Source organism: Flavobacterium sp. GSA192 (assembly GCF_006386525.1).
In the GTDB taxonomy this organism is placed as follows: domain Bacteria; phylum Bacteroidota; class Bacteroidia; order Flavobacteriales; family Flavobacteriaceae; genus Flavobacterium; species Flavobacterium commune.
The window spans coordinates 293501-309895 of the sequence record NZ_VAHC01000002.1 but is presented as its reverse complement, the minus strand read 5'-3'; the positions used below and the strand labels follow the sequence as shown (position 1 = coordinate 309895).

Annotated in this window: 8 protein-coding genes; all 8 read right to left on the bottom strand. The window is 37.2% G+C overall.

Translation table 11 applies throughout. From position 1 onward, the window contains the following. Positions 1 to 23: 23 nt before the first annotated feature. Positions 24 to 1460 (bottom strand): sialate O-acetylesterase, encoded by a 1437-nt coding sequence (locus FDM27_RS05440; protein ID WP_255510484.1) that lies wholly within the window; start codon positions 1458 to 1460, stop codon positions 24 to 26. Between the two features lie 92 nt (positions 1461 to 1552). Next, complete coding sequence (locus FDM27_RS05435; protein ID WP_140485508.1) at positions 1553 to 4981, bottom strand: glycosyl hydrolase; 3429 nt, start codon at positions 4979 to 4981, stop codon at positions 1553 to 1555. Positions 4982 to 5082: 101 nt separating this feature from the next. Then, positions 5083 to 8361: a glycoside hydrolase family 2 TIM barrel-domain containing protein gene (locus FDM27_RS05430; protein WP_140485507.1), complete on the bottom strand. Its 3279-nt coding sequence runs from the start codon at positions 8359 to 8361 to the stop codon at positions 5083 to 5085. A 161-nt stretch (positions 8362 to 8522) separates the two neighbouring features. Beyond that, positions 8523 to 9656 carry a glycosylase gene (locus tag FDM27_RS05425; RefSeq protein WP_140485506.1) on the bottom strand — a complete coding sequence of 378 codons (1134 nt, stop codon included), beginning with the start codon at positions 9654 to 9656 and terminating at the stop codon, positions 8523 to 8525. A 160-nt stretch (positions 9657 to 9816) separates the two neighbouring features. Next, the gene (locus tag FDM27_RS05420) at positions 9817 to 11505 is read right to left on the bottom strand and encodes a hypothetical protein (protein ID WP_140485505.1); all 1689 of its coding nucleotides are present in this window, start codon (positions 11503 to 11505) and stop codon (positions 9817 to 9819) included. A gap of 63 nt (positions 11506 to 11568) precedes the next feature. Further along, entirely contained in the window at positions 11569 to 13749 is a 2181-nt protein-coding gene (locus FDM27_RS05415) for a family 78 glycoside hydrolase catalytic domain (RefSeq protein WP_140485504.1), read from the bottom strand. Position 13750: 1 nt separating this feature from the next. Next, on the bottom strand, positions 13751 to 15334 hold the full coding sequence (locus FDM27_RS05410; RefSeq protein WP_071184471.1) for a sodium:solute symporter: 1584 nt from the start codon (positions 15332 to 15334) through the stop codon (positions 13751 to 13753). Next, the gene (locus FDM27_RS05405) at positions 15331 to 16395 is read right to left on the bottom strand and encodes a Gfo/Idh/MocA family protein (protein WP_140485503.1); all 1065 of its coding nucleotides are present in this window, start codon (positions 16393 to 16395) and stop codon (positions 15331 to 15333) included. The genes FDM27_RS05410 and FDM27_RS05405 overlap by 4 nt, the downstream gene beginning before the upstream one ends.

Genomic DNA, 16395 nt, shown 5'->3' with positions numbered 1-16395 from the left:
TCGTTCCTCGCAATCACAAAACCCTACCAATTATCAGTCCTGAAAGATGAAACTGGCAAACCACCGTTACTAAAAATTTGCGCTTTTGCAACATCTTTAAATAAGTAACGAACTGCAACCGGTTTTTCTACCTGTGGCGAAGAAAGCAAAACGGATTTTCTTCTTAATTCGGCTTTAGCGGGATAAAAAAACTTATTTTCTCCAGCAATTTCAAATCCAATTACTTCTTTTCCATAAGAAGTAATTCCGTTTGGAGCATTATCAAAAGCTACTGTTACAATGCTTCCTTTAATTTCCAATGCCTTAAATACAGGGCTTTCAAACTCAAAACCAGTCAATCCATAAGTTTTACTCAAAGCCAAATACCCTAATCGGCTTCCGCCAGCTTCTTTATCGGCGGGATGAATATTATTTTCTTCGCCAATATCCATCAATACTGCCATTCCAGCATTCGGAATTTCTGTTGAAGCTTTCAACTGTGCCTCACGCAAATAAGCCGAATTGTATTCTTCTTTATTGTCTTTTGGATGAAATTGTGCATAATTAAATGGAGCTATTTGTGCATAATAAAACGGAAAATCACCTTGTTGCCAAAGTCCTCTCCAGCTGCTCACCATCTTTTTCATCAAATCTTTATATTGCCCGGCACGCTCATAATTCGATTCGCCTTGGTACCAAATACAACCTTTGATTCCGTAACCAATTACAGGCGATAACATTCCGTTAAACAAAGTTGTTGCCACACGATTTGGGTCTTTAGCAATATCTTCTTTCTTGGTTGGAATCTTTGCTCCTTTAAAATCCTTCAACATTTCCTGATTCATCCAGGCTTCCATACTCGAACCACCATAAGAAACGTGAATTAAACCCACAGGAACATCTAAAACTTCCTGTAAAAGTGAACCAAAATACCAAGCCGTAGCGCTAAAATCTCCTGTAGTTTGAGCACTGGCAACATTCCATTGTCCGACAAAATCCTCGTTTGGAGTTAAAACTGTAGCTCTTGGAATGGTAATAAAACGGATTTTATTATTTTTCGAATGAACCACCGCTTCGTTTCCTTTCAACACTGGTTGTCCCGGAAATCCTTTTAACGGCATTTCCATATTCGATTGGCCGGAACACAACCAAACTTCTCCAATTAAAATATTTTTGATTGATTTTTTTTCTGTACCGTCCGAAACTAAAATTTCATAAGGTCCGCCTGCTGCAGGAGTTTGCAAAGCTATTTTCCATTTTCCTGATTTATCGGCTTTCACTTCATAGGTTTTAGAATCCCACGAAGTTTGGATTTTTATCGTTTGATTTTTATCTGCCCAACCCCAAATTGGCGCATTGCTTTGTTGTTGCAACATCATATTATCCGAAAACAAAGCCGGTAATTTGATAGCCGCATTCATCTGGAAACTTCCTATCAAACCTAAAATCGCAACAAAACCGTTTATTAAATTCTTCATCATTAAAATTTCATTTTAATTCTATTAAAATTTCACCATTAAGAAGTTAAGTTTCATTTAGCTTAATACTCTAAATATCTTAATGGTAAAAAAACTTATTTTTCAATTTTTAATGTCACTGGCCCCAGCAATCCTGCTTTCAATAAATTCTCTGATTCTACTAATCGATACGGAGCCGTTGTCCAGGTTAATCGCTCTTTTTCTGGTAATTTTTGATCACCAATTAATCGATTCGCCCAGGTATTCGTAATCTTTATAATAATCGTATTTTTTCCTTTTTTCAATGCTTGTGAAATGTCCGTTTTATACGGAAAAGTCCAAATCGTACCGCAATCTTTTCCATTAACAATTACTTCGGCCATATTTGCAATGCTCCCCAAATCAATCCAGATTTTATCAGCGTTTTTTCCTTTCCAAACAAAATCTTTTTTATAAACCGCTGTTCCCGAATAATATTTAATTTGTTCATTAGTTGAACTACTCCAATCAAAAAGCTTGTTGATTTTCACCACCTCTTTTGGACCTTTAAATTCAGCATCAAATTGCAATTCCCAATTTTCATCTAAAGTTTGCACGGTTTCAAAATTGGCACTATTTTGATTTCCTTTCGCCAAAGTATTTTTAGTCTCTTCTTTAAAAATCACAAAACCTGATTCATTTGCGTCTAAAGTTAGCGAAACAATGGTTCTTCCATTTTCAATTTTCCAATTGGCTAATTCCGAACTTTTATCAGTCACCGGATTGTACCAAACTGGAACTTTTCCAGCAATTCGAAATGAAACTTCCAGTTGTCTTTTTTCTTGGATTTGATTCGAAAGAAAATAAATTTCTTCGTCACCATTTTTTCGATGTGTCCAGGCAATCGAACTTCTGTCATTGTTTTTAGCATCCGAAAACAAAACATCTGCCTCTATTCCTATTTTTGCAAAATCAGTATCTAAAAACGGAAGCACAATAACTGTTCCTTTTCCTAGCTTCCATGAAGTAGAACCTTGCTCATTTTTAGTTGTCTCTTTCCCTTTTGTCCATAATTCGTCAACAACAGCCTGCCATTTTTTAGCCTCTAAATCCGATTGAAAACTAGGTGTATCCATTGGTTTTTCATCAATAAATACCGTAGCTCCTTCTTTTACTAATTGCAGTATTTTTTCGGCTACAGCCAAAGAAATAACTTTGTTAGGCGCCATTCTTCTGCTTCCCGGAAACAACAAAGCACCATATTCAATTCCTCCCCCGAAACTTACTTTACCATTAACCACTTTGGAACGATTCACTAAAACATCGGCATTAAAAGAATCATATTGGTAGCCATTCATTGGATTTACCCATTGTGATAAATCGGTATTGTTTTTTGAATAGGTAACTTCTTTCGGCATTTTGGTTGTCGGCTGCCCTTCATTTTCCAATCGTATTTTTTCACTTGCCACTCTTTCTTGCCCAAAAACATTCGGAATAAAAGGGAACAAACGATCTGGAACCAGCGAACGCGACGGTAAATCTTCGCCAATAAAAACCGCTAAATCCACCACTGGTTTTCCTTTTTGCAATTGCAATTGTACTCTTTGACAATAATCAAACCAGGCCTTTCCAGGTTTCCACCAAGTTTGGTCTCTTTGAAAAAAAGTTCCAATATCATCCAAAGTCATCCCTGGCGTTCTGTCCGTCCAAGGATTGTGTACAAAAACGTGATAGAAAAAACGGTTGATTCCCAAAGCATAATTTCTATCGGCCAATGTTTTTAAATTCCCCGGATGCTCGTCCCAATCCATTCGTAAAGCAGTAAAAGCTTCTGCCTGAATGATGTCTTTTCCATAAATATGTCCGCCAGAAATAGCGTCTAACATGTCAAAAGGTTTGTCGTGCGTAGGGCTTTTTAACCAAAACTCACCGCTTGGATAATCCACATATTTAAAGTGCAACAAAGCATCGCTCATCATTGTTGGCGCCACATTTTCGGAACTAAACTTCACATTCGCTTTTTTAGCGATATCAGCCACCGTTCCATAAAAATTATCGGCTACTAATTCGGCTATTGTTTTTCGAACATCGTATAAAACCTTTTCAGAAGTCGCTACATTTTCGATAGGAATTCCAGCCATTACAGGCAAATAATCGACAATATCATAACCACGACGTTTTTGAAATTCAGCCTGAAAAACAGACGACCAATTCTGGCTTCCACATTCCCAGCTATCCAAATGTAAAATTTCCAATACTCTTGAAGCCAATTCAGGTCCAGCAGTACGAATAGCTTCGCCAAACCAATGATCCAGTTGAAAACGAATCAGTTCAGGATTAAATTTATCTACTTCCAAACCTTTTCCTGCTCCACCAGTTGCATTTTCATGACCTGTAGAAGTATGTCCCATTCGGATAATTTTCCATTTTCCTTTGGGTGCTTTCCAACTTAAATTGCCATCAGCATCCACAAATTTTGAAATATTGATGATCGAAGATTTTTTAAACGAATCGGAATTCGGAATTTGTTCCGCAGTTGTTGTTGGACTCAATCGCCAAACCGCTCCTGATTTTCCTTCGAAATTATCAATTAAAGATTCGTTCGAAAGTGTAATTTTACTCACTTTCAAATTGTTCTGTCTCCATTTGGCGAAATCCAAATCTTCCGCGCCGGGCTCAGTTCCAGTAACATCATAAACGAATCGGAAATATTTAGCCGTTACGGGTTTTATGGTATGTGTATGATGCACATCCATATCCTGCCAACCGTGACGCGGTGCAATCATTCTTTCGTGAAAATTAAAATGAACACCATCATCACTCACTTCCACAATTAGGCGTTGCGCCTGAAAATCTCTGCCTTTGGTTTCAATTACAATTGATTTACATGTAAATGGTTTTTCAAATTCGTACTGAATCCATCCTTTTTCACCCAATCTGAAATTATCGTCTTTCTTAGCATCGGCCAAAAAAGAAGCATCGGTATGGTTGGAAGTTGTAACCTTTGGTGATAACTCCTGCGAATTAATTGTATTTTCTTTTATAGGAATAGCAAAAGTGGCAATGTCTTTATAGTAGTCTTTGTAATGCTCAGGAACTGCTAATTTGGTTGTCAATTTTTTTCCTCCAACAAATTCTGTTGTTGACCAAACTACTTTTTGCATTGACATTTCAGGTGTAATCCAGGGTCCACCAGCAACGGCAAAACCATCAGCAGCATGAAACGCTAATTTTAAGCCCAAACGATCTGCTTCAATAAAAGCCCATTTTACCATGTCCCAAAATTCAGGACTCAATTGCAATACTGGAGGGTTCATCAATGGAGGATTTGCCGGACCTTTTATAGTCATCAAATAAGCACCTGCAATTCCTGCCTGTTTCATCGCTTCTAAGTCGGCAGTAATGCCCGCTTTAGAATAGGCCGATTTCATCCAATACCAATACACCCAAGTTTTTGAGGATTCAATTGTTGGCTGAAATGAAATGTTTTCTTTCTTATGAATTTCCTGTGCGGAAAGCATTCCTGCAAAGAGTAAAATAAAAAAGAGGTGTGTTTTTTGAAACATTGTTGCTATTATTTATTCATTTGTTTTGTTATTACGAGGAACGGGCGTCATCTCATTTTTTGCTCTCGTTATGAGATTGCTTCGTTCCTCGCAATGACTCATTAATATTTAAATTTCTTCAAACTAGTTTCCAAACCGTTTTTACTTTCGTTAAACGGAATTAAATAAAAACTATAATTGTAATCTTGTGCTTTAATTTGGTATTTTTCCATAGGAGCAGCCACTGGCGACCAACTGTCATTTCCACCCACACCCATTTGCAACAAATCGATATTCAATGTCACAAATCCAGGATTTTCCAATTCATAAGTACGTTTCGCAGCATTCATATTTTCCTGCGTAAACGGCCAGGCACTCATTTGCAACAATTGGTCTTTATGTAAAACCAATAATCCTTTATTTTGATTTGCAGCAGATAAAGCCATCCAACGTACTTCCATACGATTCGCATTTTCTTGTGGTTTCTGATAAGGTTCGATGAATTTCTCGATAGCTAATGAATAACGACTAACAGTAAATCCGAAACTGCGGTCACAATAATTTTCCAGCTCGCCTTTTCCGTACCATGAAATTTGGTTAAAATTATTTGGAACGCCCATTTGCATTCCTACTTTTGGAATATTTGGCAACGGTTTTTCAATTTTTAATTGGTAATCTACCTGAATAATACCATTTCCCTGTACCAAATAATTCACACGTACCGAAGCAGAATCTTTTACAATTTCGTAATCACTACTGATTTTGATTTGGCTGCCAACTGTTTCTGAACTCATTTTTTTCAATTTTGGAACCGCATTGTACCATTGCTTCAACAATTTATTTGGTTTCCAACCTTTACGATCATTATCGGTTAAAGGACGCGTAAAATTTGGCAACAAAGGTGCTAAAATCTGTTCCTCTTTTTTAAACACATAAGAAGTTAATGCTCCATTAGATTTATCGATTGTAATTTCAAAATCAGTTCCGGAAACTTTATAATTCGAAGTTGATTCAGCAAGTTTTACAGTTCCTTTCGAAGTTAATTCAACATCCTGACCTTTTTGCAACAAAAATTGATCTGTTGAAACTGCATATCCTTTTGATGCCCAAAATTCGTCTTTGGCTAGCTGAAATTCGATATTCAAGAAATACTCCGCATCTTTATTAAACTTAGGAAGGTATTTTTTCACATCCAAAACCAAATCACTTCCAGCCTCAATATCCATTGGTTTTAAAACCACTTGTTTGACAACATTCCCATCTTCTAAAACTTTCAAAACAGGAATAAAATCAATTAAATTTTGAACAACCTGACGATTATGAATCTTTAATTTAAAATCCTGACTTAAAGTTGAAGTCGCGGGTTGATAAATCCATTTGTTCTCATACATTGCAGCTTTTGGTCTTCCATCAGCAGCTATCAATCCATTGATATTGAAATTTCCATCGTGTTTTTTCTCACCAAAATCACCACCATAACCTAAATATTCTCTACCGGTTTTAGCATCTTTTCTCCATAAACCCTGGTCTTTTAAATCCCAGATACAACCACCGATAACTCTTGGAGTCGAACGGAATTCATCCCACAATTCTTTTAAATTTCCTGTCGAATTTCCCATAGAATGCGAATATTCTACAAACAAAATCGGACGTGTATCTTTCTTTTGCTCTACTAAGAATTTTGGCGTAAAAACACCTGGATAAAAACGACTCACTATATCTACATAAGGTTCGTCCTGCGGGTTCTCATAACGGTGCGAATGATCTACCGTTTTTGGATAACGTGGATCTAACGGATCGATGTAACCGTCTAATCGAGGATTACCTTGCGCCGGTTCGTAATGCACTGGTCTTGTAATATCATAATCGTGTGTCCAGCCCGCCATAGCGGCGTGATTAGGCCCTTTTCCAGCTTCGTTACCTAAACTCCACATCACAATACTTGAATGGTTTTTATCACGATGCACCATTCGGGTCATACGCTCTAAATAAGCCGCTGTCCATTGCTGGTCATTACTCAAATGTCCGCCTAAACCATGGGTTTCCAGATTGGCTTCGTCCATTACCATCAAACCATATTTGTCACATAATTCATAGAAATAAGGATCTTCTGGAAAATGACTGGTACGCGCAAAATTGAAATTGAATTTCTTCATTACTTTCACATCCTCTTCTAAATCCTGATGATTGACTGCTTCCCCACGAGCCGGATGATGTCCGTGATGATTTACACCGTACACATAAGTTTCTTTGCCATTGATAAGCATTTTTCCATTCTCTTTCGAAAATTCGATAGAACGAAAACCCAACTTACAACTTTTCACTTCGCTAATACTTCCATCAGAATTTTTAAGCGTCATGACTAAGGTGTATAAATTAGGCTTTTCGGCACTCCATTTTAAAGGATTTTTAATCGTTTCCTGAAAAAATCCAAAACGTACTTTATCCAAACGTGGGGAAACTTCACCAATAATTTCGGAAGCTTTTCGAACTAAGGCTTTTTCAAATAGTGGTTTGTTTTGTGCATCATACAACTGCACTTCAAAAGTGTGATTCTTGATGGTATCACCCGTAAAATTGTCTAAACGCGGACGCAATTGGAAAACTGCATCTTGGTATTTTTTGTCTAATTTGGTTTGGTAAAAGAAATCGGCAATACGCAATTTTGGCTCTGCCATGATATAGACTTCACGTTGAATTCCGCTTAAACGCCAGTGGTCCTGGTCTTCCAAATAAGAGCCGTCACTGTAACGCAACACACGTACGGATAAAATATTCTCTCCTTTTTTTAAATAAGGAGTAATATTAAATTCGGATGAGTTACAACTGTCTTCTCCATACCCCACAAAATCACCATTGACCCATACCTGAAAAGCCGAACTTACTCCACCAAAATGAAGTGAAACCGTCATTCCGTTCCAATTTTCAGGAACTGTAAAACTACGTTGGTACGAGCCTACCGGATTATCATCTTGTGGTACGAATGGTGGATTTACTGGTCGAAAAGAGTACACCGCACTTTTATAAATAGCCTGTCCGTAACCTTTCATTTCCCAATTCGAAGGCACTTCGATTTTATCCCAGCCTTTCACTTCATTTTTATAGAAATCCTGTGGCGCTTCCTGAAGGTTTTTGGCAAATTTAAAATCCCAATCTCCATTCAATATTTTGATTCTGCTTTTGGCTCTATTCCCTTCCAAAGCATCGGCTACTGTTGCATACGAATAAGCTGTTGCTCTGGCCGGTTCCCGATTAATACTCGTAACCATTGGATTTTCCCAAGGATTATCAATGAATTTTTGTGGGACTCTTGGAATTCCGGCAGGTTCACCGGTTACCAATTGCGCATTGGCAGCCACTGAAGCCAAAAGTGTAAATGCTATAATCTTAATTTTTTTCATATTTTTTTTCACGCAGATCTTCGCAGATCCCTACAGATTTATTTTGAATTAACAGATAACTAAACAAATTTAATTATGTTACATCGAGCGCAGTCGAGATGCTGTACTTGTTCTCGACTGCGCTCGAACTGACAATAGGGCTAACTAATAACTCTTACTACTTAATTCTTTTTCTTTTTTTCAGGAGGAGCCACAAATTTCATTTGGCTTTTTCCTAAATCCTTAGAAGTTGCTACTGCAATTCCTCTTTGCTCTGATTTGTTAACGGCGCAATAAAAATGATATACCACTCCGTCGTGCTTTACTACAAATGATTTGTGGGCAAACATATTATCATACGGTTCTGAAGATTCAATCAAATTATCACCTTTCCATTCTTTCCAGTTTACTAAATCATTCGAAACAGCAAAACGATTGAATGCACCTTGATCCCAGCCAGTCCAAAAAGCTCCAAAATAAAACATCACCCAGGTATCGTTAACACGCTGAATATAGGCATCGCCTGTAATTCCTCTATGGTGATTTAGCAAAGCTTTTTTACCATAACGTTTCCAGGTTTTCATATCATTAGAAACTGCCATACCAATACGTTCAGCTCCTTTTGCCGGATTCAAACTATCGCCACGGGCATTGTAATACATGATAAATTTGTTTCCGGTAATGCGTTCTTTGTCTTCAATAACCGAATTTTTGTACATCGTACTGTTATCCCAAAAACTTGCATCTTTATCTTTTGGCGTTAAAACAGGTTTCGGTAAACGTTCAAATTCGTGTGCTTTTGTTGGAGATTGTTTCGTATAAGCCATTCCGATTGACAAAACACCTGCTTCATATCCGGTTGTATTTCCACCAAAATAACTCATCCAGTATTTACCATCGAATTTATTCCATTTGTAGCTTCCACCCCAAGTTGGGTCTTGCAATGAAATATAACCTGCTTTTTGATTGACATCCCAATGAGTTTCATCTTTTGAAAAAGACATTACTTTTCCTAAATGTTTCCAATTCAATAGATCGTCACTTTCAGCCAACCAGGTTTCGTATCCTCTTCCATCATAAATCAAATAAGTCATAAACCATTTGTTGTCTTTTCGGAAAACCGAAGGACAATCCATTTTGTATGAGTTATCCGTTGGCACCATCACCAAACCGTATTTATAAGGTGTTTTTACCTCGTTATAAATTTCATTCATAACGCTGTCGGTAATTTCTCTTTTCTTGAATTTGGTGGTTGCACAACTTGCAATCAGCAAAGCTGAAATTACTAGTGCAAAATATTTAATTGTGTTCTTCATTTCTAATGTTAATTTACTTCAATAGCCCACAGATTATACGGATTTAACCGATCTATGCGGATTTCTTTTTCTTTTTTCTTTCCACAGATTAAAAGATTATTACAGATTCATTATTAATTTAAAATCTGTAACAATCTGTTTCATCCGTGTAATCCGTGGCCTATTTTTCCAATTCCTTCAATCGGGCATCCATTACATCTCTATTCAATTTCACTTTTACCATTCCGGTAGGGTGAAATCTTTTTTTCAAATCGATAGCATTATACACAATCGTATAGACATCGTTTCCTTCGGGAATTAGGCACAATGGAGTACGCATAATGTCCCACCATTTTCCAACTTTCGCCTCTATTGGCCAATAACGGGCTTCAGACCAGTTTATACCATCTTTAGACAACGAATACCCCATCATATTAGGCAAATGATGTCCCCAACCGTCTGGTCCTCCGTCAAAAATAGCAATGTACAAACCATTTGGAAGTTGACTCACAATAGGGTTTTCGACAAATAAAGGATGTATCGATTTTATGGGTTCCAAACCTTTATTTAATCTTGTCCAGGGGCCTTCTAAACTATTGGATTCTGCCAAAGCCACAAACCAGCCTTTTCCTGAATTTTTAGGATAATCAGCCCAAGTTTCGAATGGATAAGCTCCGCTGTAAAATCCAAACCATTTTTCGCCCACCTGATACGGAAAGAAAGAAGCCACTCCCTGACGTCCTTCCCAAGGTTGAGAGTCCAATCCTGGTTCCATAATGATTCCCATATCTTTATAAGGTCCGCCAATTCCGTTGATGCCTTCTACAGTAGATTCGCATCTCCAAATTCTTCCAAAAGAATGATTCGGCTGGATTTCTTTATGAACGGTATAAGCCAAATAATAGCCGTACCATTTGTTCGCTTTTTTATTAAAAACCGGCATGTACGACCAGATTGCCCCACGACGGTCATTCATCGGGTTATCATCTTCGGTGATTGCATAAGTTCCGCTGGCTTGCAAAATGGTAGATTCGCGTTTCCAATGAATCGCGTCCTTGCTGGTCCAATGTCCAATTTTAGTTTTCACACGATCATAGTACATTTCGACACCCACTTCTCCTGCTCGTTCTGTTGGAAACATGTGATACGTATCACCTACTTTTACCACACGACCGCCTTCAAAACCACCTTGGATTCCTTCCGTTCCAGTCATTCCTTCATCGATTACCGGTTTGTTTTCACCACCAATAATTTCGAATAAAGGTTTTTCATCCGAGAATCCTTCTACGATAAAAGTTGGATTCCACAGCTTTCCATCAGGGAATTCAGCATTTCTAAAAGTTAAATTCTGACTGCTTTTCACTGCACCCAAAAACACAAATAATCCTTTTGCATCAGGCAAAATAGTTTGTGTTCCTTTTGAATACGAAATCGCATATACATTCACCGGAGGCAAACCCGTTACCGTTACTCCGTTTTCAAGAACCAGCTTTGCCTTATCAGCCACCGATAGCTGTAAATAATCTTTGTTGTCTTTTTCCCGAAAAATACCAACAAGTAATTGTACATTCTCTTTGAATTTTAATTTCAAAGGCGCATTAGTCCCTTTTTTGTATTGATCCAAAGGAAGTGTCACTCCTGAAAGCCCTTCTAATTCGGGAGCCAATCGAACGATATTGTTTTTACTATTCGAAAAAACATGCGCATATTGAGTCGTTTTGAATGTCTTGTAATTCGAATTGACAACTTCAAAAGAAGCCGATTTCCAACTAGTATTTTGTGCTGTAACTGAAAATTGGAAAAACACTAAACACAGCATTAAAAAAGCTGTGTCTAATTTGAAATTGTATTTTGTGCTTTTTGAAAACATTGATTCTAACTTTTATTTAAAAATGTGAGCAACTAGTGTGATGGCGCCCGTTCCTCGCAATGACTAAAGTGCTTTATAACTTACTTTGTATTCAACATTTGGTTTAACCGTCAATTGGTATTTATTTTTCGCCAATTCTGTAATTGTTCCTGAACTTGCTTTCGGTTTGCTTGAACTTTCAATAATCAATTTTCCTTCACCTTCAGCCGCTTTTACTTTGATTTCTGATTTGCTTACATACAAGGCCACTTCACCTTTTGGTGTTGGTACTTTTCCTTCCATCCATTGCAATCCACCTAAATTAGGTTTGATTTCATATTCAGCATAACCCGGTGCTGTAGGTTTTACACCCAAATAGTATTTTCCTAACAAATAAATTGGACTGGAACCCCAAGCGTGACAAAGGCTTTTCCCATAAGGGCGTCCGTACATCGCTAAATGTTCTGTTCCTTTTTTCGTTGGATTGTATTCTTCCCAGAAAGAAGTAGCGCCTTCTTTTAGCATTCCTCCCCAATAGTCTTTCATTTCTTTCAAAACGTAATCTTGCTCGCCCATTGCACACAAGGCTTCCAACTCGTAAAAACGCATGTATGGTGTTGTGATTTTAAGAATTTTATCATTGAGCAACACCTTATTTTTTATGCTTTGTTTTTGTTCTTCATTAAAATAATTAAAAAAAATACCGAACATATTAGCGTATCTGGTTACAATATCCTGCATTTTGCCGTCAATACGCTGGTGCTTCATCACGTTTTGTTTTTTATCCCAAAATACATCAAATAATTTTGTTTTTAAATCAGCAGCTAATTTTTGATACTGTTTTTGGTCTTCATTTTCACCGGCAATTTCAGCACTAACAGCCATGGCTTCTAAACTTCTCGCTAAAAGCATTTGCTCAAAACTAACCTCGCCAGTTTTTGGTAATCCGTCTGCCCAATCAATAAAAACCCAATCGCCTTCTAATGGTTCAAGGAATCCGTTTGTGTTTCTTCTTTTTAAGCAGAATTCCATCAGTGATTTCATTCGTGGATAAAAAGTTTTGATAAATTTCGTATCGCCCGTGTGTAAATAGTAATCGTAAACACCCACAAACCAATACAGCGAATAATCCATTATGATATTAACATGAGCCGTCACAGGTTCTTTACCACGAAGAGCCAACAGCGTTCGTTCTACGGAAGCCGAATCAAAGAATAAATAATAATTCATTAAATAACTTTGATAAGCGTCGCCAGACCAAACCCAACGGTCGCGTTTAATTCCGTCTATAAAAAATTCGCGAGACGTTAAATGCATAGTGTAAGCCGACACATCCCAAATTTTATTCAATTCTTGGTCTGAAGATTTGAATGCTCCACGATAGTCTAATGGTAAATATTCATAAAGCATCGAAATAGAATCATATTTTACCGTTGAATCTGCTTGTACTCGAACATAGCGGAATGCTTTGGATCCATTATGTGTGTAGGTTTCAGGCTGGTTTCCATCAAAATATAAATGGTCTAATGTTTCGCATTTGGCAGTATCCAGCGCTTCCTCACGAGATTCACCATAATAAAGTGCTACTTTACCTTTTCCTTTTAAACCGTGAATTTTAATGTAACCAAAAGTTTCCTTTCCAAAATCAACCAACTCACCAGCTCCTATTTTTTCTGTTTTTTTTGCATTCAAAGGTTTGGTTGTTAGTTTAAACGCGGAAGGTTTACTTTCTGGCGAATTAAAATTCCAGGAACCAACAGGCAACCATGGTGTTCCTGATTGTTGTGCTTTTCCTTTTTCATCAATCCAAAGTTTATCTTCATTGGTCACCTTCCAGGATGCATCCGATTTAACATATTTACCAGCAATATAGATAGCCGGCAACACTTCCTGATTGTATACTTTAAAAGAAATCTTATGTTTCCCGGCAGGAATTTTTATTGATTTTGGCTGTCCGTACACCTGAACACCATCTAAAAGTAATTGAAAAGATCCTTCCGAATAGATTTTTACATCGTCTGGGGCAGGAATATCTACTTCTGTTTGAAAAGTGACCAAGGCATAAGGACTGTAATATTGCCAAAGCGGTGGAAATACTGCTTCGCGTTCCGTACGTCTTACCTGCATTTTATTACTTAACCAAACTTCGAAATCACCCGGATACCAAATCCAGGTTTGAGCCGAAGCCGCTTCTGACAAAAAGAATACCGCAACAACGCAAACAATCGTTTTAAAACTTTGGCGTAAAGAAGAAAATAGGTTCATATTAATTGAAATTAAAAATGAGATATAAAACGACAATTGTTACTCCTAATAAACCAAACAACAATTTGACTTTTTTACTGGTTTTAGGAACTTCGGACTCGATTTCGAAATTAGTTTCGGGATTTTTATCCACTAATGAAATGACAATGGCTGTCACCATTAAAACGACAAAAATGTAAAAAGAAATTAATAAAAAGTGAGGCCAGGCTGTGTAAATATCAGCTGGAAAAATCCATAAATACAAAACCCCAACAAACAAACTAAAAGCTGAGCCCCATGAAAGTGTCCAGTTTACGGCTCTCTTTGTGGTACGTTTCCAAAAAATACTCAATAAAAACACAACCGATAAAGATGGTGCTAAAAAGCCCAAAACTGCCTGAAAAATATTGAATAAATTTTGTCCTTTGATATTATCAATCGCCACAGCAATTAAAATAGCAAAAATACATCCTGCTCCAATGGTGATACGACCAACTTTAATTTGATCCTTGATAGTTGCTGCAGGATTCATTTTCTTAACATAAATGTCATTCGTAAAAACCGTACTCAACGCATTCAATGAAGAACCAATTGTGGCTACTAATACTGCAATCATAACACAAATAACCAAACCGTTCATTCCGCTTGGAAATAAATTCGTAACCATTGTCATATAAGCCAAGTCAGAATTGCTTCCTAATTCTGGATATAAAACAGCACACAAAATTCCTGGTAAAATAAATAATGGCAATGCCATCACTTTTAGCCAACCTATAAAATTAACTCCTAATTGTCCTTGCTCTAAGTTTTTGGCTCCCAATACACTTTGTACCATCGATTGATCCGTACAAAAGAAAGCTACTGCTGCCACAGGATAACCTAATAAAATAGCAGGCCAGGGATAATGAGCATCATCTGCAGGACGCACTAAATTCCAAAAATTTGATGGCGTTTTTGCAATTAAAGCTTCAATTCCACCTACTTTTTGTAAACCTAAATAGGATAAGGTAAGCGATACAACAATTAACAAAATCATCTGAAAAACATTCACTTTGGCAATGGCTTTCAATCCTCCAGCATAGGTAAAAATCCCAGAAAAAATCACTAAAACCGTGACACTTTGCCACATTGGAATTCCTAAAATCTGGCGTACTAAAACACCTCCACTAAACAATCCCAAAGACAACCAGCTTACCAAAATTTTAACCATCGCATACCAGGCTAAAATAGTCTGAGTACTATCACCATAGCGTTTTCCCATGTATTCGGGCATTGTACTTACTTTACTCGCAATGTATTTTGGTGCAAAAACGATAGCCAAAAGCAGTAAAAAAACAAAGGCATACCATTCGAAATTTCCTGCTACAATTCCAGTGGTATATCCAATACTGGCAAAAGCTAATAATGAAGATGGTCCAACATTAGTTCCCCACATATTGAATCCAATATTATACCAATTCAACGAATTTCCCGCCATAAAAAGCGTTTCATTCTTCTTGCTTTGTTTGACACTAACAATGTATCCAATAACCAATAATATCACTAAATAAGCAGCAACTATTATAAAGTCTAAAGCAGTTAATTTATCGTAGATGGTATTATTCATAGGTTATATTCTTTTAAAACATCAGCAATTTTTACTGGCATTCCGGTTTGTAATGTTTTGTCCATTGCCTGCAATAAAGCTACGGTTCCTATTCCTTCTTTCATATCCGGATAAGCAGTAAAACCCTGCTCAATACTATCTGCAAAATAATCTAAATAGTTTTGGTACTCACCACCATGATGACTTTGTCCTTCAAAACGGAAATAATATTTAAGCGTTGCATCACCCCAGTGAATGATTTTCTCTTCGCCTTCTTTATCGGTAACTGAATAACGCAATTCATGGTAATCTGCCTGACTTGCTCCTTCGGTACCTCTTAGAATAACACTCATTCCGCTATCTCTTTTGGTTGGCTGCGTTGGCGAAGTATAGACTCCACTTACTCTGGCAATACGTCCGTCAGTAGCTTTGAAAATAAAGTGCATTGTATCTTCATTTTTCAAACCTGCTGTTTTTCCGTTGCTGCTGATCATTCCGTAACCCATTACTTCTTCGATATTAGGCAAATACCAACGGATAAAATCCACAGGATGACTCAATCCTCCGTACAACCATTTGAATGATTGTAACAACGACCATTCTTTTTTCAAAAACCAACGGTGATCCGCATGATAATGCGATTCTATTGTAATCAAATCTCCAATTACTCCTGCTTCAAAATCTTTTCTTTGTCTTTTAGCCGGTTCAAAAAAACGGGAACTCTGGCCTATAAATACTTTCTTTCCTGTTTTTTCACTCAATTCCAACAATTCTTTCGCATCCGAAAGATCATCAATAAAAGGTTTGGTACAAACTACGTGTTTTCCATGCAACAAGGCTTGTTTTACATGTTCAGCATGCAAATGATCCGGCGTATAAATCGCAATGATATCAATAGCTTCGTCTTTTAATAAATCATCATAATTAGTGGTATACGAATGAAAATCAAATTCTTTGGCTCTTTGCTTGCACAATTCTTCATTTCTATCACATACTTTTACCAGTTCTACTTTACTGCTTTCTATAGCGGCTGACATGGTACTACGTCCTTCTCCAAGACCTAAAATGGCTATTTTTAACAT